General features: G+C 65.9%; 24 protein-coding genes, 1 pseudogene and 1 riboswitch. Of the genes and pseudogenes, 14 read left to right on the plus strand and 11 right to left on the minus strand.

Going from position 1 to position 25615, the window contains the following annotated elements; all coding sequences use genetic code 11:
• The first annotated feature begins 156 nt into the window (after nucleotides 1-156).
• Entirely contained in the window at nucleotides 157-1755 is a 1599-nt protein-coding gene (locus A9G05_RS09165) for a bifunctional diguanylate cyclase/phosphodiesterase (protein WP_069560669.1), read from the plus strand.
• 63 nt (nucleotides 1756-1818) lie between these two features.
• Here A9G05_RS09165 and metC read toward each other — a convergent pair whose 3' ends face one another.
• From metC to A9G05_RS09185, 4 genes are all read right to left on the minus strand, one after another.
• The gene (gene metC / locus A9G05_RS09170; RefSeq protein ID WP_069560670.1) at nucleotides 1819-2997 is read right to left on the minus strand and encodes a cystathionine beta-lyase; all 1179 of its coding nucleotides are present in this window, start codon (nucleotides 2995-2997) and stop codon (nucleotides 1819-1821) included.
• A 189-nt stretch (nucleotides 2998-3186) separates the two neighbouring features.
• Complete coding sequence (locus A9G05_RS09175; RefSeq protein ID WP_069560671.1) at nucleotides 3187-4398, minus strand: diguanylate cyclase; 1212 nt, start codon at nucleotides 4396-4398, stop codon at nucleotides 3187-3189.
• A gap of 32 nt (nucleotides 4399-4430) precedes the next feature.
• Nucleotides 4431-5330 carry a LysR family transcriptional regulator gene (locus tag A9G05_RS09180; RefSeq protein ID WP_139131105.1) on the minus strand — a complete coding sequence of 300 codons (900 nt, stop codon included), beginning with the start codon at nucleotides 5328-5330 and terminating at the stop codon, nucleotides 4431-4433.
• A 469-nt stretch (nucleotides 5331-5799) separates the two neighbouring features.
• Nucleotides 5800-6483, minus strand: coding sequence for an energy-coupling factor ABC transporter permease (locus tag A9G05_RS09185; RefSeq protein WP_069560673.1), 684 nt, complete (start codon nucleotides 6481-6483; stop codon nucleotides 5800-5802).
• 52 nt (nucleotides 6484-6535) lie between these two features.
• A riboswitch (cobalamin riboswitch) is annotated at nucleotides 6536-6732 on the minus strand.
• A 358-nt stretch (nucleotides 6733-7090) separates the two neighbouring features.
• Here A9G05_RS09185 and A9G05_RS09190 point away from each other — a divergent pair.
• The 13 genes and pseudogenes from A9G05_RS09190 to A9G05_RS09240 all read left to right on the plus strand — a co-directional run bounded on the left by A9G05_RS09190 (nucleotide 7091) and on the right by A9G05_RS09240 (nucleotide 17932).
• Complete coding sequence (locus A9G05_RS09190; protein ID WP_069560674.1) at nucleotides 7091-9145, plus strand: TonB-dependent hemoglobin/transferrin/lactoferrin family receptor; 2055 nt, start codon at nucleotides 7091-7093, stop codon at nucleotides 9143-9145.
• Nucleotides 9146-9155: 10 nt separating this feature from the next.
• Nucleotides 9156-10034 carry an MbnP family copper-binding protein gene (locus A9G05_RS09195; protein ID WP_069560675.1) on the plus strand — a complete coding sequence of 293 codons (879 nt, stop codon included), beginning with the start codon at nucleotides 9156-9158 and terminating at the stop codon, nucleotides 10032-10034.
• On the plus strand, nucleotides 10031-11233 hold the full coding sequence (locus A9G05_RS09200; protein ID WP_083272525.1) for a methanobactin export MATE transporter MbnM: 1203 nt from the start codon (nucleotides 10031-10033) through the stop codon (nucleotides 11231-11233). The genes A9G05_RS09195 and A9G05_RS09200 overlap by 4 nt, the downstream gene beginning before the upstream one ends.
• Before the next feature lie 55 nt (nucleotides 11234-11288).
• Entirely contained in the window at nucleotides 11289-11384 is a 96-nt protein-coding gene (mbnA, locus tag A9G05_RS26470) for a methanobactin (RefSeq protein ID WP_074971730.1), read from the plus strand.
• Between the two features lie 54 nt (nucleotides 11385-11438).
• Nucleotides 11439-12251: a methanobactin biosynthesis protein MbnB gene (mbnB, locus tag A9G05_RS09205; protein WP_069560676.1), complete on the plus strand. Its 813-nt coding sequence runs from the start codon at nucleotides 11439-11441 to the stop codon at nucleotides 12249-12251.
• A complete protein-coding gene (gene mbnC / locus A9G05_RS09210; protein WP_083265526.1) occupies nucleotides 12244-12813 on the plus strand; it encodes a methanobactin biosynthesis protein MbnC in 570 nt (189 codons plus the stop codon). Before mbnB ends, mbnC begins: the two co-directional genes overlap by 8 nt.
• Complete coding sequence (gene mbnM, locus A9G05_RS09215) at nucleotides 12792-14084, plus strand: hypothetical protein (RefSeq protein ID WP_139131106.1); 1293 nt, start codon at nucleotides 12792-12794, stop codon at nucleotides 14082-14084. Before mbnC ends, mbnM begins: the two co-directional genes overlap by 22 nt.
• A pseudogene (locus A9G05_RS27860) lies at nucleotides 14081-14191 on the plus strand (Mn-containing catalase); the annotation flags it as partial. The gene mbnM and the pseudogene A9G05_RS27860, both read left to right, overlap by 4 nt.
• Before the next feature lie 166 nt (nucleotides 14192-14357).
• Nucleotides 14358-14738, plus strand: a complete 381-nt coding sequence (locus A9G05_RS09220) for a DUF2946 domain-containing protein (protein ID WP_256548322.1) — start codon at nucleotides 14358-14360, stop codon at nucleotides 14736-14738.
• Between the two features lie 84 nt (nucleotides 14739-14822).
• Entirely contained in the window at nucleotides 14823-16235 is a 1413-nt protein-coding gene (locus tag A9G05_RS09225; protein WP_069560679.1) for a PepSY domain-containing protein, read from the plus strand.
• Nucleotides 16236-16298: 63 nt separating this feature from the next.
• On the plus strand, nucleotides 16299-16694 hold the full coding sequence (locus A9G05_RS09230; protein WP_069560680.1) for a DUF2946 family protein: 396 nt from the start codon (nucleotides 16299-16301) through the stop codon (nucleotides 16692-16694).
• A gap of 85 nt (nucleotides 16695-16779) precedes the next feature.
• Nucleotides 16780-17331, plus strand: coding sequence for a putative natural product biosynthesis protein (locus A9G05_RS09235; RefSeq protein WP_069560681.1), 552 nt, complete (start codon nucleotides 16780-16782; stop codon nucleotides 17329-17331).
• Nucleotides 17332-17635: 304 nt separating this feature from the next.
• Nucleotides 17636-17932 (plus strand): cytochrome c5 family protein, encoded by a 297-nt coding sequence (locus A9G05_RS09240; protein ID WP_069560682.1) that lies wholly within the window; start codon nucleotides 17636-17638, stop codon nucleotides 17930-17932.
• Nucleotides 17933-17965: 33 nt separating this feature from the next.
• Here A9G05_RS09240 and A9G05_RS27605 read toward each other — a convergent pair whose 3' ends face one another.
• From A9G05_RS27605 to A9G05_RS09275, 7 genes are read right to left on the minus strand one after another with little or no spacing between them, the layout of a single operon-like run.
• Nucleotides 17966-18667: an SGNH hydrolase domain-containing protein gene (locus A9G05_RS27605; protein ID WP_171902704.1), complete on the minus strand. Its 702-nt coding sequence runs from the start codon at nucleotides 18665-18667 to the stop codon at nucleotides 17966-17968.
• Between the two features lie 13 nt (nucleotides 18668-18680).
• Nucleotides 18681-19961 (minus strand): acyltransferase, encoded by a 1281-nt coding sequence (locus A9G05_RS09250; protein ID WP_139131107.1) that lies wholly within the window; start codon nucleotides 19959-19961, stop codon nucleotides 18681-18683.
• A gap of 52 nt (nucleotides 19962-20013) precedes the next feature.
• Nucleotides 20014-21678, minus strand: coding sequence for a methyltransferase domain-containing protein (locus A9G05_RS09255; protein ID WP_069560685.1), 1665 nt, complete (start codon nucleotides 21676-21678; stop codon nucleotides 20014-20016).
• On the minus strand, nucleotides 21675-23015 hold the full coding sequence (locus tag A9G05_RS09260; RefSeq protein WP_069560686.1) for an ABC transporter ATP-binding protein: 1341 nt from the start codon (nucleotides 23013-23015) through the stop codon (nucleotides 21675-21677). The genes A9G05_RS09255 and A9G05_RS09260 overlap by 4 nt, the downstream gene beginning before the upstream one ends.
• 7 nt (nucleotides 23016-23022) lie before the next feature.
• Nucleotides 23023-23823, minus strand: coding sequence for an ABC transporter permease (locus A9G05_RS09265; protein ID WP_069560687.1), 801 nt, complete (start codon nucleotides 23821-23823; stop codon nucleotides 23023-23025).
• Entirely contained in the window at nucleotides 23820-24668 is an 849-nt protein-coding gene (locus A9G05_RS09270; RefSeq protein WP_139131108.1) for a sulfotransferase domain-containing protein, read from the minus strand. Before A9G05_RS09270 ends, A9G05_RS09265 begins: the two co-directional genes overlap by 4 nt.
• Nucleotides 24669-24673: 5 nt before the next feature.
• Nucleotides 24674-25522 carry a hypothetical protein gene (locus A9G05_RS09275; protein WP_069560689.1) on the minus strand — a complete coding sequence of 283 codons (849 nt, stop codon included), beginning with the start codon at nucleotides 25520-25522 and terminating at the stop codon, nucleotides 24674-24676.
• Nucleotides 25523-25615 lie beyond the last annotated feature (93 nt).

Here is a 25615-nt window from a genome sequence, read left to right on the forward strand (position 1 = left end):
GAATGTCGCACCCAGGCCGAGGCTTGCGGCCCTTGGCACCCCCGCAGAGGCGACCGGGCGCACCGAGCCGGCTGACACTTGCCTGCACCTGGCACGTCTATATTTTCCGTATCCCCGGCGCCAGTCCTGCGCCAGGGCCCCGGAGTGTTGCCTCGCATGCCCGATACCCACGACCGCCCGCGCACCGGCCGGATGAAGCGCGACATCGTCCTGATCCTGCTGTTCGCCCTGGTCAGCCTGGCCTTGCTGATTCACTTCGATGCGGGCGATCGCCTGCAACGGGCGGCCGCGCGCCATGAGCACTGGGAGCTGGACGAGATCCTGCTGATGCTCAGCCTGGTGGGCTGGTGCGGCTTCATCTTCGGCGTGCGCCGGCTGATGGAGATGCGCTGGGAGGCCCAGGCCCGGCGCAGCGCCGAACTCAAGGTCACCCGCCTGGCCGAGCACGATATGCTCACCGGCCTGCCCAACCGCCGAGGTCTGCGCAGTCACCTGGAGCCCTGCCTGGGGGTGTCCGACTCGCCGTTCTACTTCGTGCTGGTGGACCTCGACGGCTTCCGCCTGGTCAACGATCTGCACAGCCACGAGGCCGGCGACCACCTGCTGCAGGTGCTGGCCCGCCGGCTGGCCACCGCATTGCCAGAGGGCGACCTGATCGGCCGCACCGGCGCCGACGAGTTCGCCCTGGTGCTGCACTCCCAGAAGAGCCGCACCGCCGCCAACGCCCTGCTGGAGGCTCTGCTGGAGCTGATCCGCCAGCCGGTGCAGCACGAGGACGCGCGCATCGAGGTCAGCGCCACCCTCGGCGTCGCCCGTTACCCGGACGACGGCCGCCGCCTGGACGACCTCATGGCCCGCGCCGCGTTCTGCGTGCAGTCGGGCAAGCGCGAGGGGCGCAACACCCTGGTGTTCTACGAGGCCGGCAACGACACCGAACTGGAGCAGCAGACACGCCTGGTGAAGCTGCTCGACGACGGCATGAAGGCCGGCTACCTGCGGGTGGACTACCAGCCCATCGTTGCTCTGGAGAGCGGCGAGATCCTCGGCTTCGAAGCCCTCGCCCGGCTGGACCACCCCGAGGCCGGCAGCCTGGCGCCTGCGCAATTCATCCCGGCGGCCGAGCGCCTCGGCTACATCACCCGCATCACCCGCCAACTGCTCCAGCGCGCCTGTGAAGAAGCCCGCCAGTGGCCCAACGGTGTGTTCCTCTCGTTCAACCTCAGCGGCATCGACCTGGCAGACGAGAGCCTGCCTTTCCATGTCTCGCGCATCCTCAACAAGGTGGGTTTCCCGCCCCGGCGGCTGGAGCTGGAGGTCACCGAGACCGCCGTGATCGACCATGTCGAGCGGGCCAACGCCAACATCCAGGCGCTGCAGGCCATGGGCATCCGGGTGTCACTGGACGACTTCGGCACCGGCTACTCGTCCCTCGCCCACATCAGCCGCTACAACTTCGACAAGCTCAAGATCGACCGTCAGTTCGTCGCTGCGCTGGACAACGGCAGCAAGGACGAAAGCATCCTGCGAGCCATGCTCGGCCTCAGCCAGGAGCTCGGCATCCCCACCGTTGCCGAAGGCATCGAGACGCAGCGGCAACTGGAATGGCTGCAAAGCGTCGGCTGCCGGCAAGGCCAGGGGTATTACTTCAGCCCGCCGGTGTCCACCGCACAGGCCACCGCCATGGTGGCCCGTGGGCCCTGCCTGCTGGGGCCGGTCCCCCAGCCATCCGCCCGCCCCCACTCCACGGAACCCTGATTCCGCCCCTGGGGTCGTCGCTCCCTGTTACTGAACGGCCGTCCGGGGCGGGGCTGAACCGCCTCAGCCTGCCGCCAGCCGGGCGAAACCGTCGGCCAGGTCAGCCTTGAGGTCGTCCATGTCTTCCAGACCGATCTGCAGGCGCAGGCAGAAGCCCGGTTCCGTCCAGGCCGTGGCGGTGCGGTAGCTGCGACAGTCGAAGGGGATCACCAGGCTCTCGTAGCCACCCCAGGAGAAGCCCATGCTGAACACCCGCAGGTGGTCCAGCATGGCCGCCAAGCCATCGCGGCTGTAGCGATCCTCCAGAACGATGGAGAACAGCCCCGAAGCCCCCGTGAAGTCGCGTTTCCAATGGGCATGGCCAGGGCAGTCCTCGAAGGCCGGGTGCAGCACGCGCTTCACCTCCGGCCGGGCCTTGAGCCAGTGGGCCATCTCCAGGCCTCGGCGCTGGGCCTCTTCCAGTCGCAGCTTCAACGTGCGCAGGCCACGCAGCGCCAGCACGCAATCCTCGGCACCCGGCAGCATGGACATGCTGTCGTAGCTGGCGCGCAGAGCCGGCCAGCATTCGGCGTTGGCCGTCACCAGGCCCAGCAGCAGGTCCGAATGCCCGCCGAGGTACTTGGTGCCCGCCTCCACCGTCAGGTCGATGCCCAGGTCATGGGCCCGCAGGAACAGTGGTGTTGCCCAGGTGTTGTCGAGGATGGTGCGCACCCCGCGCCGCCGCGCCACCTCCACCAGGGCCGGCAGGTCCGGCACCTCAAAGGTCTGCGAGCCCGGCGCCTCGAGGAACAGCGTGGTGGTCTCGGGGCGCATCAGCGCTTCGATGCCGGCGCCGATCATCGGGTCGTAGTAGGTGGTGGTCACGCCGTAGCGGGCCAGCATGTGGTTGCAGAAGTGCCGGGTCGGCCGATAGACGCTATCCGGCACCAGGATGTGATCGCCCGCGCGGGTGGTGCTGAACAGCGCCAGGGCCACCGCACCCAGGCCAGAGGGCGAGAGCACCGTACCGGCGGCACCGGTCAGTTGGGTCCAGGCATCCTCCAGGTTGGCGATGGTGGGCGTGCCAGCGGTGCCGTAGGAGAAGCGCGCACGGCGCTGCTCGATGTCGTCGAGGGTCTTGTAGATGACCGTGGAGCCCCGGTACAGCGGGCCGTTGACGAAGCCGTACTGCTCGGAAGGATCACGCCCGAGCATGGAAAGGCGGGTGCCGATGCCGAAGGAAGGGATGTCGTCTCTGTTCATGTGCCTGAGCCTGTCGAGGCCCGGCGCAAGCGGCCGGGCAAAGGCCGCGATGCTAACCGATTCCCCACCGTCGTCGGCAGCCCGGGCCGGCATCATGCCCATGGGCGGGCGCCTGAGTCGCTGTTCTCCCAGGGCACGCCGATGCTGGCGGCCGGCGACGAGTTCGCCGCACCCTGAGGGCTTCGCCGGTTACCTGAGGGCGCTGCTGGCCTCGCCCTGAAATGGCACCGGCGCCCCTTCCACGGCCACGCAACTGCGGTTGCGGCCCAGGCGCTTGGCCTCGTAGAGCAGCTCGTCGGAGCGGCGATACATCAGCGCCTCACTGACGGGCAGGTGGAACAGGCAGGCACCGACGCTCACCGTCAGCACCGGGGCTGCTGCCGAACGTGCATGGGGAACTTCCAGGGCTCGCACCTGCTGGACGATCCGCAGCGCCACCGTCGCCAGGTGGGCCTCCTCCACGTCGTAGAGCACCAGGGTGAACTCCTCGCCGCCCAGCCGCGCGGCGATGTCCAGCGGACGGCGGGCGAAGGACTCCAGCACGGTGGCCACGGCGCACAGGGCCGCGTCTCCGGCCTGGTGGCCGTAGTAGTCGTTGTATTGCTTGAAGTAGTCGAGGTCGACGATCAACTGGGCCAGGCTCGCGCCCTCCCGCGCGGCCAGGCCCAGCACGGTCTGTACGTGCTGGTCGAAGGCACGGCGGTTATGCAGCCCGGTCAGCGGGTCGTGGCTGGACTGCCACTTGAGCAGCTCGCGCAGGAGGAACTGCTCGCGCTTGACCTGATCGCGGATGTACCCGCCCATGGCACAGGCGATGATCGACAACAGGAACACCAGGGACACCGAGCCGTACTGCCCGGGCGACTCCACGGCGTACACCGGGTAGCCCACCAGCAGCCAGAGCCCGAACAATGCCAGCGCCACCAGCAGGCTGCGGCGGAAGCTGATGCCCAGGGGGAAGAAGGCCGCCACTCCCAGCAGCGCGAAGATGCCGTCGGAGAAGTACAGGCCCTTGATCCGGTAGATGAAGATCGAGGCCATGCCGCCCGCCAGTACCAGCAGCAGCACCCAGGAAGCGAAGCGCACCGAGTAGGCCTCGATGCCGCGCAACAGCATCTGCAGCACCAGGCCAACGAGCAGCAGCAGGACACCCACCCGCACCACCACCAGCAACAGCAGCCAGCCGTCGAGGCCGGCCCGCAGGTCGAAGTGCAGCAGGTCCAGCCCCATGAACAACGCCCATACCAGCATCACCACCACGGCAGAAGCCTTCTGGAACGGCAGGAAATCCCGCGTCAGCGAGTCGCGGTACTGCTGTTCGAGCCGAGGCGAAAAACGTGGGCGCAGGAGGCTCCGGCCCTGGTGCGCCTGGTACAACTGCTCAGTGTCCGGATTGCGCATTCCCTTCCCTCCCCGGCGCCTGCCGGTATCCGTCAGGCGTGGTTGGCCTGCACCAGGTCACAGGCTTGCTGGACCGTGGCCACGGCGAAATCGAGCACGGCACGGGCACAGGCCGAGAGCGTGCGGTGGCTGGAATAGGCGGCGTGCAGCGCCCGCCCGCGTACCGCGTAGTCGGGCAGGATGCGCACCAGTTGCTCCTTGCGCCATTCCGCCACCAGGGTGGACAGCAGGGCGACGCCCGTGTCGTTGATTGCCGCGTTGAGCAGCGCCGAACTGGAGGTTGTCGTCAACCTGCCGCCGGAACGCAGGCGATAGGTCTTGCGGCCGCAACTCGAATGCAGCTCGAAGCCCTGGGCGTGCTTCAGGTGCAGGCAGGCGTGCTCGGCCAGGTCCTCCACCCGCTCCGGCACGCCATGCATGGCCAGGTAGCCCGGACTGGCGTAGAGGCCCAGCTCCAGGTCGAACAACTTGCGCACCACGTAGGCGTCGTTCTTCAGCTCACCGAGAAAAAACAGCAGGTCCAACCCATCCAGCACCAGGTCCGGCTCGTGGTCGGCCACTACCACGTCCAGCTCCAGGCCCGGATGCTGGCGCAGAAGCTGGCTGAAGAAGCCGTTCTCCTGGCACTCGAAGAATCCCGTGGGCACCTGGATGCGCACCTGGCCGACGATGCCCTGGGCATCGTCGCGCAAGGTGGCCAGGGCGTTGCCCAGGTGGTCGATGCTCGACTTGCATTTCTGGTAGAGCCGCTCCCCGTCGGCCGTGCAGCGCAACAAGCGGGTGGAACGGAGAAACAGGGCCGTGCCGAGACTGCGCTCCAGGCTCATCAGGCGGCGGCTGAGGGTATTGGCAGGTATCCCTAGTGCCCTGCTTGCTTTTGCGAAGCTTCCTGCCCGTACGATCTGCACGAATAAAGCCAAGTCATCCAGCATCTTCACCAACTTCGAAACTCGTCGAGACTTATCCGCGTCGTGCAGTTTTCATGCTAACAGCCGGTTTTTTTGCAGAGAACCTACATTTCCGGACTGCCGATCTCCATTTTTCGAATGAACTTAACCGGCAAGTAGTGTGCAATTCGCGGTGTTCCGGACGGCCGATTCAGTGGCACCCAACTTTTGTCAAGGAGTTCGGCAAACCCTCGCCAGGCGGGGCTTTCAGCACTTACGGGGAAAATTTCTCATTGCCCCCGAGGAAACTTGGAAGTTGTCCAAGTTGTGGGGGGGCACGATTAATCCGGCGAAGTTGTCATCCGCTGCCATTTACTGGCGAACTTGGATGTAGTAAGGCGACGGAAACTCGTCACCTTCACTGCCGTGTGCAACTTAGGCGACGGAATCAGGACGAATTCGAAGGGCTTGCAAGACCGCCCGACCATTGCAGCCAGGCGGCAGGTGTATCGGATCAGGCAGCGGCGTGGTGAAGGCGAACATTGAACAGCGGGCCCTGGCTGTAGCGCGACAGGGTCTTGGCCAGTGCCAGTACGCCCAGGTCGATCAGCGGCTCCACCAGGATCACGCTCATGTAAGCCAGGCCGAAGGTGCCCACCGAGGCCAGGGTCTCGGCGCTGAAGCCGTGGCCGTAGAAGGCCCAGAAGGCCACCCAGGCGACGATGCCACCCTGGTAGGCAGTGGACAGTGCCAGGGCCTGGCTGTAGCGGGTTTCCACATAGGCGGTGCGGGCCGGGATGATGCGGTTGGCCAGCAGGCTGATGCCCCACAGCGGCACCAGCAGGGTGGTGACGTTCATCCCGTACTGCGGCAGGTCGAAGGGGGCGAAGAACAGGCCCTGGACCAGCAGCCCGGCAGCCAGGCCAATGGCCGCGGCACCGGCACCGAACATCAGCAGCAGGGTCGAACCGAGGATCAGGTGGACCTCGGAGACGCCCACCGCGTGGTGCGGGAACACCTCGAAGAAGCAGAACACCAGGGCCGTGGCGATCAGGCTGCGCAGGGCCAGGGCGCTGATGCCGCCATTGGTGCGGATACTGTCGTAGGCCATCTTGGCGGTGAGACCGAAAGCGGTGACGGCGGTGCCGTAACTGAGCAGGAGCTTGGCGCCTTCGACGACGCCGGGTTCGATATGCATGTGCGGTTCCTTGCCGCGCCCACCGCGCGGTGACCAGTTCTAGGGGTCGGGCCTCGTGCCCGTGACGGATGGCAGGTCTCCTGGCTCGCAGGTCAATGCTCCACCCACCTTCCCGGCCGGGGCCAGTGGTGCTTCGGGTTTCGCTCACTGCTTACAGTTGCGGGGGCAGCCATGGCCTGGGCGTTGCGCCGCACCATGTTCCCTGTTGCTCCGGGCGGCTGCCCGGAAACCATCGGCGGCCATCTTACTGGGGGGCCTGCAGGCGGCAAAGGCAAATTTGCAGGGCCCTGCTCATCCCTTTCCGGCCGGCCTGCGCCAACGCCCCCTGCGACAGCCTGCCGCAGGCTGTCCAGCCTGCCCGTGCCGGCGCCGTGCCCAGGTGCCCCGGGGGCCAGGGTGTGGCAGCTCGTCGCAGTCGGGCGATGCCGGAGGCCCTTGCTAGCATCCCTCACGCAGCCCCAACGGGGTCTGCCATGTGAATGCGGGCGCCCTGGGCGCCCGGTAGTCATCCAGGGACCGGACAGCTAGGCGCCAAGCGGCATACGTCGTTCCCGGAATCACCCGGTACGCCCCGCGTACCCACGACAACAACAGGGAATCGACGCCCATGGCCGCCACACCCTCTTCCTCGCTCTGGGGAACCTCCTTCCGCCCGACGCCCGCCACTGCCTGGCCGCTGCTGCTCCTGCTCTGCGCCGCCGCCCAGGCCCAGGAAGACAGCAAGACCCTGGTGCTGGACAGCACCACCGTCACCGCCACCCGCAGTGCCAACAGCAGCTTTGACCTCCCAGCCTCGGTGTCCACGGTGGACCGCAAGGCCCTCGACGATGCCCAGGCCGACAGCGTCTCCAGCGTGCTGCGCAGCCTGCCCAACGTGAACTTCGGCGGTGGCCCCCGCCCTGCGGCACAGATACCCGCCATCCGTGGCCTGCAGGGGCCACGCATCATCCTCACGGTGGACGGCGCGCGGCGTAACAACGAGGGCGGCGTGAACAGCCCGCTGCTGCTGGACCCCGACTTCATCCGCCAGGTGGACGTGGTACGCGGCCCCATGTCGGCGGCCTATGGCAGTGGCGGCCTGGGCGGCGTGATGGCCTTCGAGACCCTGGCAGCGGAAGACTACGTCGACCCCGGGCGCGGCTACGGCGGCCAGGCCAAGGTGGGTTACCGCAGCGGCAACGAGGCCTTCTCCACCCACCTCACCGCCGCAGCGATGAACGACCAGGCCGACGTGCTGGCCAGTGCCACCTATCGCAACTACGGCACCCTTCACACCGGCAAGGGCGGCGCTGATTCGGAGTACCCCAACGACGGCGACCTAGGCGCCAGCCTGCTCAAGGCCGGCCTCAACCTGGGCGAACTGAACCGGGTGGAGCTGAGCCGCCAGACCTTCGACGACGACTTCACCGGCCCCACCAACCCCGGCGGCAACCTGGTGTTCCCCTTCGACCAGGACACCCGCCGCCGGCAGGAGCAGTACACCGGCAACTGGTCGTTCCACGACACCGACCGCAGTTGGCTGGACGGCAAGCTGAGCCTCTACCGCACCCGCTTCAGCCTCGCCGGCCACAGCCGCTCGACACCGCCCCAGGCCGACACCTCGGCCATGACCCGCACCGACGGCGGCAGCCTGCAGAACACCAGCACCTTCGAGGTGGGCGAGCACGACCGGCAGCGCCTCACCTACGGCGTGGACTACTACAAGGACACCGCCGAGAACACCTCCAACGGCCAGGGCAATTCGGTGCTGCCCGACGGCGAGCTGCGCGCCCTTGGCGGCTTCATCCAGAGCGAACAGACCTTCGGCCGCTGGACCCTGATCGCCGCGTTGCGCCACGACGACTACAAGCTGTCCTCCCCCGGCCAGGGCGACGCCCGCCACAGCCGCCTCTCGCCGAAGATCGCCCTGAAGTACCAACCCATCGACCCCCTGGGGCTGTTCGTCAGCTACGGCGAAGCCTTCCGCGCGCCGACCATGACCGAGATGTACGGCAACCTGGACACCCGCCGGGCGCTGTTCAACTTCCGCCCCAACCCGACCCTGGAACCGGAGACCAGCAAGACCTGGGAAGCCGGCTTCACCCTGGACTTCAGCGACCTGCTGGCCAGCGGCGACCAGTTCCGCCTCAAGGCCACCGGCTTCGACGAGGACGTCTACGACCTGATCGACTCCCAGGTGGTCGGCACCTACGTGCGCCAGGCGCCCTTCGCCGGTGTCGGCCAGGTCTTCCAGCGGCGCAACGTGGCCCGGGCCGAGCGCCGGGGTGGCGAGATCGAAGCGGCCTACGAGCTGGACCGCCTGAGCATCGGCCTGGGGTATTCCCAGCTGCGCTCGCGCAACGCCCAGACCGGCGCCGACCTCTACGCCCCGCCGGACAAGCTGGCCCTGACCCTGGGCTACCGCCTCGACGAGCAGTGGTCGGTCAACTACCGCGGGCAGTTCGTCAAGGCCCAGGACTACGACGACACGCTATTGCGCCGCCGCGACGGCTACGCCCTGCACGACATCGGCCTGACCTGGGAGCGCGACCCGTACCGCGTCGACCTGGGGGTGACCAACCTGTTCGACCAGGCCTACGCCACCTACCAGCAGACCCAGGCCAACACCTTCAGCTACGAGGAAGGCCGCAGCGTCAACCTCACCCTCAGCTCGCGCTTCTGAGAGGCCGCCCATGCACGCCCATCGCCTTCCCCTTCTGCTCGGCACGACCCTGCTCTCGGCATGTGCCGCCCAGGCACCCAGCGGCCCGCAACCGGTGGTGATCGACTTCGCCCTGCTGGCCAACGGACACCCCGCCCGCTGCGGTGCGCCCCTGGGCCCGCAGGGCGCCGATGCCCGCCCCTCGACCCTGCGCGATGCGCGGTTCTACGTGCAGGACGTGGCGCTGCTCCGCGCCGACGGCCAGGCCGTGCCCCTGGTGCTCGACCACGACGACTGGCAGGACGGCCAGGTCGCCCTGCTGGACTTCGAGGACGCCACCGGCACCTGCCGGGGCGGCACCCCGGCCACCCGCACCCAGGTGCGCGGCCAGGCACCGGCCGGCGACTACGTCGGCCTGCGCTTCAGCCTCGGCGTGCCCGAGGCCCTCAACCACACCAGCACCGAACTCCAGGGCCCGCCCCTGGACATCGCCGCCATGGGCTGGAGCTGGCAGGCCGGGCGCAAGTTCGCCAAGGTCGAGGTCAACCCCGAAGGCGGCGTGGCCAAGGCCGATGGCGCCAGCGCCCCCAGTTGGTACCTGCACCTGGGCTCCACCGGCTGCAGCGGCAACCCGCTCACCGGAGAAACGGTGGCCTGCCTGCGGGCCAACCGGGTGCCCGTCACCCTGCGCGGTTTCGACCCCCGGCGCGATGCCGTGGCACTGGACCTGTCCAGCCTGCTGGCTGGCAGCCAGCTCGGCCGTGACCAGGGCGGCGCTGTGGGCTGCATGAGCGGCCCGGACGACCCCGAATGCCCGGCGGTGTTCGCCCGCCTCGGCCTGGACCTGGCCAGCGGCCAGCCGCTGCCGGATGGCCAGGTTCCGGCCTTCCGCGCCGTACCCCGGCCATGACGCGGCGCATCGGCCGACTCGCCGCACTGCTGGCCGGCCTCGGGCTGGTCGGCAGCGCCCTGGCACAGGACTGGGCCTGGCCACTGCCCAGCCACGTGCCCGCGCCCCGCGTACCGGCGGACAACCCCATGAGCGCCGCCAAGGTGGAGCTGGGCCGCCGGCTGTTCTACGACCCGCGCCTCTCCGGCAACGGCACCCTCGCCTGCGCCGGCTGCCACCTGCAGGCCAAGGCCTTCAGCGACCGCACGCCACGCTCCACCGGCAGCGCCGGCGCCCTCACCCACCGCAATGCCCCGGGCCTGGCCAACGTGGCCTGGAACGCCACCTACAACTGGGCCAACCCGGCCGTGGTGTCCCTGGAGCGGCAGATGGAAGGCCCGCTGTTCGGCGACGACCCGGTGGAGATGGGGGTGAACGACGGCAACCGCGCCACCATCCTCCAGCGCCTGCGGGAGGAGCCGCTGTACCCGCCGCTGTTCGCCCAGGCCTTCCCCGAAAGCCCCGAGCCCATCGCCATGGCCTCGGTGATCCGCGCCATCGCCGCCTTCGAGCGCACCCTGCTGGCGGTGGACAGCCGCTACGACCGCTACCTGCAAGGCCGCCTGCAACTGACGGCCGCGGAAAAGCGCGGCATGGAGCTGTTCTTCGGCGAACGCGCCGAATGCCACCACTGCCACGGCAGCTTCAACTTCAACGACCAGGTGGTGCATGCCCGCACCCGCGAGGTGGAAACGCCCTTCCACAACACCGGGCTCTACAACCTGGACGACCAGGGCAGCTACCCCTTCCCCAACCGGGGCGTGTTCGAGCTGACCGCCCAGGCCCAGGACATGGGCGCCTTCCGCGCGCCCAGCCTGCGCAACGTGGCACTGACCGCGCCCTACTTCCACGACGGCAGCGCCGCCACCCTGCGCGAGGTGCTGCGCATCTACTCGGCCGGCGGCCGCGACATTCCCGAGGAGCCGCTGAAGGGCGATGGCCGGCGCAACCCGCACAAGAGCGGGCTGATCGCCCGCATCGACCTCAGCGAGGCCGAGCTGGACGATCTCGAAGCCTTCCTCGGCAGCCTCACCGACCTGAGCCTGCCCCATGACCCCCGCTACGCCGACCCCTGGCCGGCGGGCTACCGGTTCCAACCCACCCACACCCAGGAGGCTGCGCACCGAGAAACCGCCCACCGTTCCACCTCACAACCCTGACGGCGTTGCCGTCGAACGACGTTCCTTTCATTGCTGATCCACAAGGAGAAACCCCATGAACATCAAGATCGCCAGCAAGAAAACCCTCACCGTCGCCGGTCGTGCCGGTGCCTGCTGTGGTGCCTGCTGCGCCCCGCTCGGGGTGAACTGAGCCCCACCCACGCCGGCGCCTGCTGCCGGCGTGGGTTCCCGACAAGGAGGAACCATGCGCCTGGGATTCAACTTCACCCTCGGGGAAACCACGCCCCTGGTCCGCCGCCTGCTGGCCGAAGGGCGGATCGACTACGTGGAGCTGCTGATCGACAACTTCCTCACCCTCGACACGGACACCCTGGCCGGGGCCTTCGACGCGCCGATGGGGTTCCACATCATGTTCTCGCGCTTCATCGAGGCCGACGCCGCCAGCCTGGACGATATGGCCCAGCGCCTGCGCACGCTGATCGACCGGGTCAAGCCGCTGTACGTCTCCGATCATGTCGCCCGCTTCAGCCACGAGGGGCGCCAGCTCTACCACCTGGCCGAGATCGACTACCAGGCCGACTACGCCCGCGTGCGTGATGCCGTGGACGCCTGGCAGCAGCGCCTGGGCTGCCAGCTTCTGCTGGAGAACTACCCGTCCATCCTCGAAGGTGGCCACGACGCGCCGGCCTTCTTCGAACGGCTGTGCCGGGAGACCGGTGCGGGGGTGCTGTTCGACATCTCCAATGCGGTGTGCGCCCACCTCAACTGCGGTGTGCCCCTGGAGGCCTGGCTGCCGGTGATCGACGCCTCCCGCCACTTCCACGTCGCCGGCTACAACCTGTCGATCCTCCAGCCGCACCTGGTGCTGGACACCCACGACCGCCCGCTGTCGGATGAAACCCTGGCTTTCATCGAAACCTGGCGCGAGCGCTTCGACCGCCCCGGCGCCACCCTCACCTACGAGCGTGACGACGCCTTCGTGCAGCGCGAGATCGACAGCGACCTGGCCTGCCTGCGCACGCTGTTCGCCCAACCGGAGGTGCGCCGCCATGGCTGACCAGCCGCGCACCGACAGCCAGTTGCTCGCGGCCCTCTACCAACCGGCCCGCCAGGGTGACTACCCCCGTGACTCCCGCGCCTTCGTGCGCATCGACACCAGTCTGCGGGTCTACTGGCACAGCCTGTTCGACATCTGCCCCGGTCTTCTGTCCCTCTCCGGCCCGGATGGCCTGGCAATCTTCCGCCCGTTCATGGCCTGGGCGGTGGAACAGGGTTGCTCGTTCAACTGGGCCTGGTACCTGTGGGTGGACGTGTGGCTGCAGCAGTCGGCGTTCCGCGATGCTGTGGACGATGAGTTGCGCTACAGCCTGATGGCCGCCTCCGCCGCCCGCTGGGCCACCGGCGACCGCTCCGGCCAGCGCGGCATCGTGCTCGGCAGCGCCGCCCTGCCCGACCTGGTGTGCGGCTGGAAGGCCAGCAGCCTGGAGGCCGGCCGCCAGGTCGAGCGCTTCGAGCTGGAGGAACCCCTGCCCGCACCCGCTGCCGCCTTCGGCTACTTCACCAGCGCCACCGGCGACCTCTCCGAGGGGTTCCCCGGATGGACCGACCTGCCCCGTTGAACACCCGGTTCTGGCACGGCTACCTGGCCCTGCTGCTGGCCTTTGCCGCCGGCCAGCTAGGGCCGCAGATCGACCTGGCGGTGCTGGCCCGGGCCGACGACGCTCTGGCCGGCCTGTACGTACTGCTCACCCGCCTGGCACTGCTGGAACTGGTGGTCACCATGGCCCTGGGCACCGCGCTGTCGGTGATGGCCAGCCAGGCCCAGCGCGCGGGCCGCCACGGGGAAGGACTGCGTCCGGCCCTGGTGCTGGCAGGGGCGCTGGGGGTGCCCCTGGGCCTGCTCGGCGCCCTGGCCGGCCTGGGGTTGCTGCCGATGCTGCTGCACAGCGAGGCGGCGCGGTTGCCCGAGGTGATGGCGGCGCTGCCCTGGTTCTTCCTCGCCACGCCCCTGCGCCTGCTCAACGGCTGCGCCGGCCTGTTGCTCCACGCCCGTGGCGAGGGCCGGCAGGCGCTGCGCATCAAGGGCGTCGAGCTGCTGGCACGGCTGGTGCTGGACCTGGTGCTGGTCCTGGGGTTCGGTGCGGGCCTCTCGGGCTGCTTCATCGCCGGCCTGTTGCTGAACCTCGGCACCTGCGCCTGGCTGTTGCGCCACCTGGCCCGCGCCTCCCCGGGCCAACCATGGCGCCCTCGGTGGGCCTGGTGCCGGCAGGCGCTGCTGCACAGCGGCTGGGAGAGCCAGCGGGTGCTGGCGATCCAGGCCTTCGGTCTGGCGGCTGTGGTGCTGGTGGCCATGGACCACCCCTGGCCGGAGTCCAGCGGGCGCCTGGATGGATTTTCCGCCGTACTCACCCTGGGGCTGCTGGTGCTGTCGCCGCTCAACGCCCTGCTGCGCTTTCTCGCCCTGCGCCTGGCGGCCGGTGACCCGGTGGCGATCCGCGATGAAGTGCGGCGACGGGCGCTGCCCGTCGCTGCCGTGGCGTCGGTGGGCCTGCTGCTGGCAACACAGGCCCTCGGCCAGCTCTACGGGCAATCGGGCCCCTGGTGGACGGCCGGCCTGCTGCTGCTCGCGCTGTCCCTGCCGCTGCGGGTGCTGGGCAACCTCCAGCGCGCCCAGTACCAGGCGGCCGGGCGTTTCGCCGAGGTCAGCCGGCTGGAGGCCGCTGCCCTCTGGCTCGTCGGCCTGCCGGTGCTGCTGGCCGGCCTGGCGCTGGACTGCCCACCCCTGGCCTATGCCTACCTGCTGTTGCCCGAACTGTGCGTGATCACGGGTCTGCACAGCAGGAAGGCCTGGGCCAGCCTGGCAGGGCCTGGCGAACGCACCGAGGGCTGAGCCACCTGGAAGTAATCGGTTGCATCGTCGGGATGCTCAACAAGGGCGCCAAGGGTGACCTGTACCGCTCGCTGACCGGTGCGGGGCTGGGCTCGGGTGTCACCACTCGCCCGGCCGACTGGTGTGGACGCTTCCCCGTGCACGGCTTGGCGGCCTGTGTACGGGGCTTTTCAGCGATTCGATTCATGCGCGTCCCGCTGTTTCGCAACGGCGACACTCTGCTAGCATTGCCACCCAGCCCGACCTGAACCTACCCGGACCGACGTGATGAACATGGCCCGCCGACATCGCTCGCTGATCGCCTGGATGCTGTATTTCAGCGTCCTGTTCGGCACGCTCGCCTGCGCGGTGGGTCACGGGCAGATGGCCGGCCTCGCCCTGAGCGGCATCGATGGGCAGTTCTGCTCCCTGGACGATACCAGCGGCAGCGGCAAGGGCCTTGGCGACTCGGGCGTGGCCAGCGGCAACCTGGCCTCCGGCTCGGGTTGCGTGCTGAGCTCCAGCTTCGGCGCCCTCCTCCTCGCGGCCTTCTTCGGCCTGCTCGCCCTGTTGGCACCCAGCCGTCACTGGCCCGTGCCCGAATCGGCCCACCGTCATACGCTCCGGCGAGCCTGGGTGCTCGCCAACCCTCGCGCCTCCCCGCTGTTCGCCTGACCCATCGGCCTCACTGGCCGTCGCTTGCCCCTGCGAACCGTTTGTGCCGGCCTGTCCGGCAAGTCGTGGCCTGGAGGCCCGAAGATGACCACCCGTACCCCTGCGCCGGCTCAGCCGGCGACCGCTGCCCGCCCGGCGTTCTACACCCTGGCCTGGCGCTGGCATTTCTATGCCGGCCTGTTCGTCATCCCGTTCATGATCCTGCTGTCCATCACCGGGCTGATCTACCTGTTCAAGCCGCAACTGGACCAGGCGATGTACGCCGACCTGCTGCGCGTGCCGGCAGCCGGCCAGCCGCTCAGCGCCGATACCCTGCTGCAGCGGGCGCAGGCTGCCCATCCGCGGGGGGTGGTCAGCCAGTACCTGCCGCCGGTGGCAGAAGGCTGGAGCGGGCAGTTCGTGATCACCGAGCAGGGCCGCGAGCTGAACCTCTTCATCGACCCGTACAGCGGCCGGGTGCTGGGCACCCAGGATGCGCTGTGGAACCTCCAGGCCGCCGCACGCAAGCTGCACGGCGACCTGCTGATCGGCCCGCTGGGTGATCGCCTGATCGAACTGGCCGCTGGCTGGGGCATCGTGCTGGTGATCTCCGGGCTCTACCTCTGGTGGCCACGGGGCAGCGGCGGTGCCGGTGTGCTGTGGCCGCGCCTCTCGGCACGCGGGCGCCTGCTGTGGCGGGACCTGCACGGCGTGACCGGGTTCTGGGGCTCGCTGTTGCTGCTGTTCATGCTGATGACCGGGATGACCTGGACCGGCTTCTGGGGCGCCCAGTTCGCCGGCGCCTGGAACCACTTCCCGGCAGCCATGTGGGAGGACGTGCCGAAGTCTGGCCAGGCGGCGGCCAGCCTCAACGAGGCCCATCGCCAGACCGTGCCCTGGGCGGTGGAGACCACGCCCCTGCCCGCCTCCGACCCGCATGCCGCGCACCACGTCCACGGTGGCGAGCAGGCGCCGGCCAGTGGGTCGCGCATCCTCCTGCAGCAGGTGGTGGACACCGCCCGCGAACGCCAGGTGACGCCGGGCTACAGCATCAGCTTCCCCAAGGGCGCCGAGGGCGTGTTCAGCGTCTCGGTGTTCGCCGACGACCCGCGCAACGACGCCACCCTGCACCTGGACCAGTACAGCGGCGAGGTGCTGGCAGACGTGCGCTGGGCCGACTACGGCCCGGTGGCGCGCACCGTCGAGACCGGGGTGATGCTCCACGAAGGCAAGCTGTTCGGCCTGCCCAACCAACTGCTGATGGCGGCCGTGTGCCTGCTGATCCTGTTCAGCTCGGTCAGCGGCCTGGTGCTCTGGTGGAAGCGCCGCCCGGCCGGCCGCCTCGGTGTGCCGCCGCTGCGCCATGACCTGCCGCGCTGGAAGACGGCCATCGGCGTGATGCTGGTGCTGGCCGTGGCCTTCCCGCTGGTGGGGGCGTCGCTGGTGGTCGTGTGGCTGCTGGACCGGGTGGTCCGGCTGCTGCGCCCCCTGGCCCATGCCGACGCTGCGGCAGACTGAGGTCCGCACGTTGACGCGTGTACTCATGCAGACGGCCCGATACCCGTACGAAGGCGAACGTCGATGAACGCGCGCCTGCGCCGGCTGGGCGCGCACCTCGGGCTGCTGGCCCTGGCGCTCATCGTGCTGGGGCCGCTGGTGGCGCGCCTCCAGGCAACGCCCCAGGACTGGAGCTGGCTGCAGGCGCTGGCCTGCCACACCGGCGGCGTCCAGGCCAGCCCGGGCCCGGCTCCTATTCCGTTGCAACCCAAGGCGCCCGAAGCCCCCCTGCTGACGGCGCTGGACGCCTGCGGTTACTGCTCGCTGCTGCTCAACTCCCCGGCGGCCACCGGCCCGCTCTGGCAGCCGTTGCCCTGCGCCCGCCCCGGTACACCGGTGTGCTCGGGTCAGCCCGTGACGACGCTTGCCGCACTGCAATTCCCCTCCTCCCGCTCCCGTGCGCCACCGGCCAGCGCCTGACCGTCCGTCACCGGCCAGCATGCAACACCGGCCGAACCCAGGGTTAGACGGGCCAAGAGGCCCGCGATGACAAGGAGCGTGAGCGATGCGTTCACCCAAACTCAGGTCCACCCTCACCACCCGCCGCGCAGGCGGCGAGCAACCCTTTCCCGACTACCCCAGCAATGCGCGGTCGTTCATTGCGCTGGACACGCGGTTGCTGCCGTACTGGCACATGCTGTTCGACCTCTGCCCGGTGCTGCTCAAACTCGACCCGCCGGAGGGCGTGGGGATGTTCCGCGCCTTCATGGTCTGGGCCTACCGGCACCAACCGGCGCAGGACTGGACCTTCCACATCAGCTTCTGCCGCTGGCTGCTGCAGTCCGAGTACGCCCCACAGGTGAAGGCGGCCCATGTGGAGAGCCTGCTCTCTGCGGCTGCAGCACGCTGGATCAACAGCGACCCCAGTGAAGCCCAGGGCGTCCTCCTGGCGTGCAGCGCCTTCCCCATGACCACGGTGGAATGGAAGGAAGGCAACACCGTCGGCAGCGACGCCGACATCCAGGTGTTGCCACCGGCACGCTTCGACTTCGCCTGGTCACCCCTGGGGCGTGGCGGCATCGGCAGCTTCCGCCGCTGGCTGAGGATCCACGATTGATGCTGCGACAGCCTGCCGCAGGGACCTGTCCGGCGGTTAACGGCGCCTGCCGGGTGCCCGGCTGCGGCAGGCAGTCGCAGTTGAGGGGGGTTTCACGCCCCCACTAGGATGGCGGGGCCCCGAACCTGGAGTTGTCCTTGGCAGGGCTTCCACGGTTGGGTTCGGGGCTCCCCTCGAATCGACGCCGTCGATGACGACCCTCCCATACGGGAGGGTCTTTTTTTCAGGCAGCCGGGCCCGGCAAGATAACGCCCGGCAGATGCCACCGTGATCCGATAACAACACCCACGATGAGGAATCCCCGATGAAAGCCATCCTGCTCGCTTTCGGCCTGCTGTCCCTGGGCGCCATCCAGACTGCCCAAGCCGCCCAGGACCCGGAAGCCGTGTTCAACCGCGCCTGCGCCATGTGCCACAACGGCCAACTGCCCCAGGCGCCGAAGAAAGGCGACCACGCTGCCTGGGCCCCGCGCCTGGCCCAGGGCAACGACACCCTGGTCAAACACGTCACCGAAGGCTTCAACGCCATGCCACCGCGCGGCCTGTGCATGGACTGCTCGGCCGAGGACTACAAGGCCGTCATCGAGTGGATGAGCAAGTAAACTTCTGCCAGGAGCGGAATCGCCCCCTTTGCCTCACTGCTCGCCTGCGTCCAGCCAGGCGAGCAGTGCGCGGGCATAACGGAAACTACCATGGATGGAAAGGTGGAACTTGTCGTAGTAGTCCACTCGACCGTCGCTCTGGTAGTGACAGAGTTTGCTGTCGCACAACAGTGTGTAGGGGTCATAAACCCGGATCGGATAACGCTCGGCCATGCTCACGAGGAACTGCCGTATCTCTGCCTGGTAGGCTTCGCTTTCGGCACGGGGCACGACGCAGTTACCAAGCGGTCTGCGTACGCAATCCTTGGGGGCGAACGACAACTCGGGCTGTGGCATCAAAACCACCAGTTGTTTTCCTGTCGAAGTGATGCGGCGAATCGTTTCTTCCAGCCCCGAGCGTAGGATTTCCATCTGGCTCATGGCGTCAGCGGCCGTCGGCGCTGCATGGTGTTCGTCACCCAGCCTGATCGGAGTTAGGATGCGGCCCAACAACGCCAGGACAATGCGCTGAGGACTTTCCGGACCTGCGGCCCAGTCGACCACTTTCTCGGTGACCTCTCTACACCCTTCCCCAGCTACGACACCATAGGCCGGAGGACATCCCCCCTTTCCGGCAAGCACCCAGATTCTCTGACCGTCCAATGAAGCGATGCCATAGTACTTATCGTTGGAGAAGCTATCGCCAATGATTGCGATATCAGGCAGCCCATCGCGTGATTGATTGCAATAGCTCAACGGAGGCTGGATATCACGCAGTGATGCTGGACAAGGAGGAAAGTGAAAGTGGGCTGTTCCAGTTGCATAGTCGATATCTTGCCCAAGCACTGCTATGGGACGCTTGGCAAAGCCGCCCTGCACCTGGACCAAAATGCCCAGCGTTGCGACCAGTGCCATGGCGGACACCAGCACTGCAGCCTTCAGGCCACCTCGCCCCCCCCCTGCGGAAGGGACGCTCAAACAACCAGTAGGTAGCCACGGCAAACCCAACCGAAGACACCAAGACGCCCAATCGCAGTCCGGGCGACGTTGCTTCACCATGGACAATGCGTAACAAGCTCAGCAGCGGCCAGTGCCATAGATACAACGGGTAGGAGATGAGACCGAGCCACACCAGAGGTGGGGCCGCCAGCAAAGTGCGGTTGAGTCTGGCGGACATACCGGCAAACACCAACAGCACACCCCCCACGACCGGCAGGAGTGCCTGATACCCAGGAAATCCGGCTGCAGCTTCTGCCCAGATGAGCCCGATCACGATTAGGAGTGCTCCACTCCAGGCCGCCAGGTTCCGAAGTCGCTGGCTGGCTTCATGTCGAGCAATTGGCAATACCGCCAGCAGCGAGCCCGCCGCCAGCTCCCAGAAGCGAGTCATGGGGGAGTAGAAATCTGCAACCGGGTCTCGCTGATGCAACAGGATGTTCCAGACGAACGACACACCCAGGATGCTTCCGATCAACAAGAGCCGCCAACGCGGTCTCTTCCACACAAACCAGAGCATCAACGGCCAGAGCAGATAGAACTGCTCCTCGATACCCAGGCTCCACAAGTGGAGCAATGGCTTGGAAACCGCAACCGTGTCGAAGTACCCGCTTTCCCGCCACAGCAGTAGATTCGAAACAAACGCACTGGCACCGACAGTGTGCAGCCCCAGTTGCCGGTACTCATCAGCAAAAAGAAAGTACCAACCAAGCGCGAGAACTGTCAGCAACACCAGAATCAGGGCCGGGAACAAGCGACGCACGCGACGCATGTAGAAATGGATCAGCGAATGCGCGCCCGCCTTACGGGACTCAATGAGGAGGGAGGTGATGAGGTAACCCGAGATGACGAAGAAGATATCGACGCCAATGAAGCCTCCCGGCAGCAAACTCGGGAACGCGTGATACAGAACCACCGATAGAACCGCTATGCCTCGCAGCCCGTCAATATCCCGCCTGTAGTTCATGACGCCGACGACACCATGGCTACCCAAGATACGCGAAGATCGATACGCAAACTGTCCGGCATCGATTGGCGGGTTTATGCCGCTCACGGTTGCTCCGCGAGCGGGCAAGTACAAACACTGCCTGGAGCGATCAGCATGATCAGCAAGCCCGGTCGGCCAGCATCATGATTCGCTGCCCAGATGCGTACCAGTCGATCGGCTCGGTGCCGTAGTCCATCTGGCGAATCATGTCGAACCCGGTCTCCTTGAGCAGCACCTCAAGGCCTCCGCGGTTTGGCCAGAGTTCAAGGTTGCTGAAACCGGCGGTGTTGGAAAGTACCGAGTCATGGCGCACATAGAACCCCTCATTGTCCGGGCTGTAGTGCGGCACGTTGTAGAACCCTTCCGTCCTAGGCAAAGCCAGAACGGTTTCCATCGCCAGGTGACCGCGCACCTTCTCTGCAACAAGCCGGAGCATCTGGAAAGGCTCCAGCAAGTGATAGAGGATGCCCATGAACAGCACCAGGTCGTACTGCCGGGTATCACACTGCAGAAAGTGGGTAATATCGTCATGCACCACGGCGATCTCGGCCTTCTTCACGTCGAAGACGAAACGCGCCTTGTCGACATTGATCGCACGCCCCTCCACGCAGGTGATGTCCCGAACCCCCCGTTCCTCCCAGAGTGCGAGCGCCATCGAGCCCTCGCACGCGCCGAGGTCCAGCACCGATATCTGGTCATAGCGGCCGGCAAACAAGGTGTCCAGGTTGCTCAGCAGCACCTGCTTGCGCCAGGGATGCAGTACCTGCTGAACCTCCGTGTAAGTGCGAGTCACGATGCCGTGTCCAAGGTCGAACGGGTATTGCCACCCCTCGGCTGGACCGCCCTCCCACCCCGACAGCTTCGACAGACGATCGGCCTCGGCTTGGATAGCTGGGGCTGAGCGCGTGAAGACTCGCATGTCCTGTACCAGGCCCAAGCGCTGGAGCTCTCGTTCGATCCAGAGACGGTAGCCCTGTCCAACCTGCTCCCCCATGCCGAGATTGGAGACCGTAGTAGCCGCCTGCTTCAACCGCGTCTCGGCCAATTGCCTGGAAACAGGCTCAAGACCGTATTCGGCCAGCAGCGTTTCGATCCGATTGGGCCGCATATCCAGCAGCAATGGCATCCCATGACGGAATTGAAGCGGATCAACGTCCTCGAAGTAACGGCGGGTCAGTTGATCCCGTTCGGCAGGAGGAAGATGAGCAGAAGCGGGGGCAACGGGGAAACGCGGCAGCTCTGCGGCAAGGCTGCTCAGTGTCTTGAGCAGCTTGATTTCAGGCTGATCGGAATGCGTAAGGTCGTCCTCGGGCAGGCGCTCCAGACAGCGCAGCGCTATGCCGACCTGGCCCTGCGCCAATGAGAGCAAGGCCAATTTGAGCAGATCTCCAGAGGGCCGGCTGGATAGGCTGTCCGGTTTGCGCAGGAAGCAGGCTTCTATCCGCTGCAGTGGCAGTTGGCAAGTCCGCCCGATATACGGAGTGCCCATCGACGCACTCCCACCAAGCTCCACCAGGTGGAAGCACTCGCTCAGTGCTCTTTCAAGTTCCGCGAACAGTCGACAGTCCACCCCACAAAGCTGCACAGCGAGGGCACCGCCCAATGCCACCTTTGCCACGGTGCCTTCGACGCCCTCTGCCAGCACCAGGACATCCGCGTGGATCTCGTCCGTACCAGGGGCGGTCATTTCTATCAGCTTTGGAAAATATCGCTCGAACCCCAGAACGCGCCGCTCCGAAGGCAGCCCAAGGGTGAGTGTGCGTAGGTTGAACACCGCTGTCATTCCTGCGTCTCCATCAGGGCTACCGGCCTCTCTGCAGCCTGCCCCCTGTCCATGAATGTCCAATGCCCCTCCAACTCGGCGACGCCGATGTCGCTGGTTGTGGGGCGTACATGCAGCTTGATGAACGAGCGTCGTACGTCGAGGAAAACCTTGTCCTCCCGCTCATGGCGATAGCTGCCAATGCTCAGGTAATAGTTGCCTCCCACAAGATGAGGACGCCAGTCTATGGCGATGACACGGCTCTCTCCCGCAACACCATCCAGCCCTCGGGTCTCGTTCACACCATAGACATAGAGGCCATCGACGCTCAGGACTGCAAACCCAAAGCAGACCTCGGTCAGGTCCCGCTCGAACACGACCTTGACCAGCAGCCGGGCTTCGCCGTGGGCGTCCACCTCCGCAGGATTGACCTCTCCATCCACCACCAGATCGAAATCGACAATCTTCAGCCCACCTACACCCAGCCGGGTCTCATAGGCGTTGTACAGGGCTTTTTCCGCGACACGATCGCGGGTGTCGTCATCAGAAGTGGTCAGCCGCGAAGGGGGGCGCGCGTCTTCTGAGTCGCTGGCCTGTCGAGGCTCTGTCTGCCCATCGGGCTGACCGATAAGCAGTTGGTGATAACGATGAATCGCCTCATCGATCTTGCCGCTGTAATGCACGCTACCGGCGTCGATGACGACACCGCGATCACATATCCTCAGCAGGGTGTCCGTGGCATGCGACACCACGAGGATCGTGCGCCCCTCGTTCATCAGGCTGCGAATCTTCTGATAACAGCGGTGCTGGAACTGGGTGTCGCCCACACTCAGTGCCTCGTCCACCACCAGGATTTCCGGGTCCACATGTATGGCTGCCGCAAAAGCGACGCGCACGAACATGCCTGACGAGTAGGTCTTCACGGGTTGATCGAAGAACTCGCCTATATCCGCGAATGCCTCTATATCCGGGAGTCTCTTGAGCATTTCCTGACGTGAAACGCCCATGATTGCGCCGTTGAGAATCACATTCTCGCGGCCGCTGAACTCCGGATTGAAGCCTGCCCCCAGCTCAAGCAATGCAGAGACACGCCCTTGGACCAGAACTTCGCCACGGGTCGGGCGCATGACGGAACAGATGATCTGCAGCAGGGTCGACTTGCCCGAGCCATTGCGCCCCAGTATCCCAACCACCTCCCCTCTGCGCACATCAAGGCTGACATTCTCTAGCGCCCAGAACTCATGGTGGTAGCGCTTGCGCAAGGGATGCAGGGCCTCGCGGATTCGATCGCCTGGAGACGGGAACAGCCGGAATTTCTTGGCGACATTGCGCACAGATATGACGATATCCTTCTCCATTCACGCCTCACATCACATCGGGGAATTCAGGCTTGAGCCGGTTGAAGGTGTAGTAGCCGAGCAACAGGAGCAACAACGTGATGCCCCAGAAACAGGCCGTTGACTCGACGGAAGGCAGGTGCACATCCGAGGAGATCAGCACGCCACGGTATCCCTCGACGATGTACTGAGCCGGGTTGAGTGAAAGCAGGCGCCAATAGGTTTCAGGAATCAGCTCGCGGTGCCAAACGATGGGAGTGACCCAGAACCAGATGTTGAGAATGATCGATAGCCCGTGGCCGACATCCCGGAAAAATACCTGGAGAGACGCCAGTACCCAGCCCAGTCCTATCAGCAATACGCAGGTGCAGCCGAGGAAGTACACAACCAACAGGCGCTCCGGGCGCAACGAGATGCCGTAGCCGAACAACAATCCCAGCAGCAGCAGCAGGAACACCGCATGCGGCAGCAACCCGGCGATCAGGTTCACCATCGGAAGCGTTTCGGTTGGAAACAGGGTCTTCTTCACTAGGTGCGAGTTGCCGATCACTGAATGGGTGATCGCCTGCAGGGTCTCGCTGAAGAACAGCCAAGGCACCAACCCGGCGACGAACCACGGCACGAACGGAGTCCCTTGCGGGCCCTGGGCACGAAAACCGACTGCAAACACAAAATAATAGACAGTCACCAGTGCCAGTGGCTGTGCAAGCGCCCACAGAAAACCACCGATGGAGCCTGCATACCGCGCCTGGAGATCCCGGATCGCCATGGCCCAGATGACGTGCCGGTGCCCAATGAAGTGACGTGCGATCTGGCTCGGCGTGCTCATGCCTCCACCTTAGGTTCGGGCGTCTCTGGCATCGCCGTGACATCGCCGTAGCCGAGCGTCCGGCAGAGTGAGTCCAGATCGGGCGCGAAGAGTCGCTTCACCTGGCTGATCATGTCGTAGTGGTGAGGGGCCAGAACGTTGACGTGATCGCCAGGCATGCCTTTGCGGAAGTGGGCGCCGGTCCCGGCCTCTCGTGCACGGACCTGCCGCATGCTGTCCAGGCTGGAGGCCTGGTATATCGCCTCGATCCGTTCAGGCGTTACCTGAATGCCCAGGTAATCGGCAATTCGCTGTATTTCCACCCGTTTGTTGAGTACCAACCGATCGTAGACAACCACCAGGCAAGGGTTCTCGGCGGCATAACGGAGCATTTCCTGGATCTGCCGCAGGTAATAGCCGTATCCGCTCCAGTGGAAACGCTCGGAAGTCGCCCCGCAGATGACCAACGACAACCCGGCGTGCAGGTTCATTCCGGCGAAATAGTCCCGTGTTCCCGTACTGAAGCCAATCTCCGCATCCACGTCATTGGCGAAGTGGAAGTACTGGGAAACCACCAGGTCGTAGATGTTGCGCACCAGGAAGATGGGGCGTGCCCCAGCATCCGCGATACGACGCTGAACCGCGTCGCTGGGAACGTTGTGCCAGGTAAAGAAATGACCCGGCAGAAAGCGTATAGGACTGGCGTCTTCGTAGTCAGGCTCGCTGTGGAAGGCAGGCGCATCAATGGCCAGTCCGGTCAGCTCGGAAACGATCAAGTCCAGAAGTTTGGTGCCGGACTTGAATACCGTTGCCAGGAAGACTGGCGATGCATCGACGTTGAAGCTCTCCGAGCGCGGCAGGTTCATGGTGGTCACAGTACATATCCCAGGTCAGTGAAACTCTTCTGCGCATTGGGGCTGACCAGCTTGTCGAATGCCTCGATCTTCCAGTCTGGCCAGCCTGCCCGCAGTTCGTCAGGGCGAACCCGCAGATTGTGCTCGCCCCGGAAGGGTTGCCATATCCAGCTGTAGATCTGATCCAGCAAACGATGGTCGTACTTGACCCGACCGTGGGTGATGTAGTCGATGATTTCGCAGAACAATCCCCTATCAGTGACGACACGCTCGATCGGAATCTGCCGGATCGGCATCTTCGAGTCCGCAGCCACGTCGTTCATCTTCCACATGCCCTGGTAGGTGGTCCAGATCTCGATATCGTCCTTGGTGTAGGGCATGAGGTCGAGCCGACGAAAGAGCTCGTGGTCGCAGCCATTGGCCCACTCATGCTCCAGAGGGGCACCCTCCCCCCCTAGCATCCGCATGTTGGTGGTGCGCCAGCGCACGTGGAAATACAACCAGGCATACGGATGGCGGGTCAGTTGGACGATGCGCACCAGATCGGGCCACTGCTCGAGCACGGGGTGCATCATGGTCGGCCGATAGGAATAGCAATCTCCGATTGCGGTGTAGGTCATCCCGACATCCGCCATGAAGCGGGTGAACTTGATCAGGTCCGGTCGCTGCGCACGCGTACGCTCCTCCGGGAAGTATTTTGGACGGGAACCCTCGTTTGCCAGGTAGGTCATGAGCTCCGGATGGGCATTGAGCGCTTTGACGAACCAGGCGAACCAGTGATCGGCGCCATACCCCCACGAGGTCACGTAGAACACATGGCTGAGCGCATCGCTGATTGCAGCGTCGGAAATGGGTCTGATGGACATGCTTGCTACACGGTCTCCTGAAAAAATTCGGCGATGCTGTTTCACATCGTCCGTCTCCGATCTCGTCATCGGTATCGCCCGGACTCTCCCCCT

The sequence above is a fragment of the Pseudomonas sp. ENNP23 genome, from assembly GCF_001728945.1.
In the GTDB taxonomy this organism is placed as follows: domain Bacteria; phylum Pseudomonadota; class Gammaproteobacteria; order Pseudomonadales; family Pseudomonadaceae; genus Metapseudomonas; species Metapseudomonas otitidis.

Excerpts from the sequence above, each read along its gene's own strand:
- A9G05_RS09165 (WP_069560669.1), top strand. The coding sequence starts at position 157 with ATGCCCGATACCCACGACCGCCCGCGCACCGGCCGGATGAAGCGCGAC.
- metC (WP_069560670.1), bottom strand. The coding sequence starts at position 2,997 with ATGAACAGAGACGACATCCCTTCCTTCGGCATCGGCACCCGCCTTTCC.
- A9G05_RS09175 (WP_069560671.1), bottom strand. The coding sequence starts at position 4,398 with ATGCGCAATCCGGACACTGAGCAGTTGTACCAGGCGCACCAGGGCCGG.
- A9G05_RS09180 (WP_139131105.1), bottom strand. The coding sequence starts at position 5,330 with ATGCTGGATGACTTGGCTTTATTCGTGCAGATCGTACGGGCAGGAAGC.
- A9G05_RS09185 (WP_069560673.1), bottom strand. The coding sequence starts at position 6,483 with ATGCATATCGAACCCGGCGTCGTCGAAGGCGCCAAGCTCCTGCTCAGT.
- A9G05_RS09190 (WP_069560674.1), top strand. The coding sequence starts at position 7,091 with ATGGCCGCCACACCCTCTTCCTCGCTCTGGGGAACCTCCTTCCGCCCG.
- A9G05_RS09195 (WP_069560675.1), top strand. The coding sequence starts at position 9,156 with ATGCACGCCCATCGCCTTCCCCTTCTGCTCGGCACGACCCTGCTCTCG.
- A9G05_RS09200 (WP_083272525.1), top strand. The coding sequence starts at position 10,031 with ATGACGCGGCGCATCGGCCGACTCGCCGCACTGCTGGCCGGCCTCGGG.
- mbnA (WP_074971730.1), top strand. The coding sequence starts at position 11,289 with ATGAACATCAAGATCGCCAGCAAGAAAACCCTCACCGTCGCCGGTCGT.
- mbnB (WP_069560676.1), top strand. The coding sequence starts at position 11,439 with ATGCGCCTGGGATTCAACTTCACCCTCGGGGAAACCACGCCCCTGGTC.
- mbnC (WP_083265526.1), top strand. The coding sequence starts at position 12,244 with ATGGCTGACCAGCCGCGCACCGACAGCCAGTTGCTCGCGGCCCTCTAC.
- mbnM (WP_139131106.1), top strand. The coding sequence starts at position 12,792 with ATGGACCGACCTGCCCCGTTGAACACCCGGTTCTGGCACGGCTACCTG.
- A9G05_RS09220 (WP_256548322.1), top strand. The coding sequence starts at position 14,358 with ATGGCCCGCCGACATCGCTCGCTGATCGCCTGGATGCTGTATTTCAGC.
- A9G05_RS09225 (WP_069560679.1), top strand. The coding sequence starts at position 14,823 with ATGACCACCCGTACCCCTGCGCCGGCTCAGCCGGCGACCGCTGCCCGC.
- A9G05_RS09230 (WP_069560680.1), top strand. The coding sequence starts at position 16,299 with ATGAACGCGCGCCTGCGCCGGCTGGGCGCGCACCTCGGGCTGCTGGCC.
- A9G05_RS09235 (WP_069560681.1), top strand. The coding sequence starts at position 16,780 with ATGCGTTCACCCAAACTCAGGTCCACCCTCACCACCCGCCGCGCAGGC.
- A9G05_RS09240 (WP_069560682.1), top strand. The coding sequence starts at position 17,636 with ATGAAAGCCATCCTGCTCGCTTTCGGCCTGCTGTCCCTGGGCGCCATC.
- A9G05_RS09255 (WP_069560685.1), bottom strand. The coding sequence starts at position 21,678 with ATGACAGCGGTGTTCAACCTACGCACACTCACCCTTGGGCTGCCTTCG.
- A9G05_RS09260 (WP_069560686.1), bottom strand. The coding sequence starts at position 23,015 with ATGGAGAAGGATATCGTCATATCTGTGCGCAATGTCGCCAAGAAATTC.
- A9G05_RS09265 (WP_069560687.1), bottom strand. The coding sequence starts at position 23,823 with ATGAGCACGCCGAGCCAGATCGCACGTCACTTCATTGGGCACCGGCAC.
- A9G05_RS09270 (WP_139131108.1), bottom strand. The coding sequence starts at position 24,668 with ATGAACCTGCCGCGCTCGGAGAGCTTCAACGTCGATGCATCGCCAGTC.
- A9G05_RS09275 (WP_069560689.1), bottom strand. The coding sequence starts at position 25,522 with ATGTCCATCAGACCCATTTCCGACGCTGCAATCAGCGATGCGCTCAGC.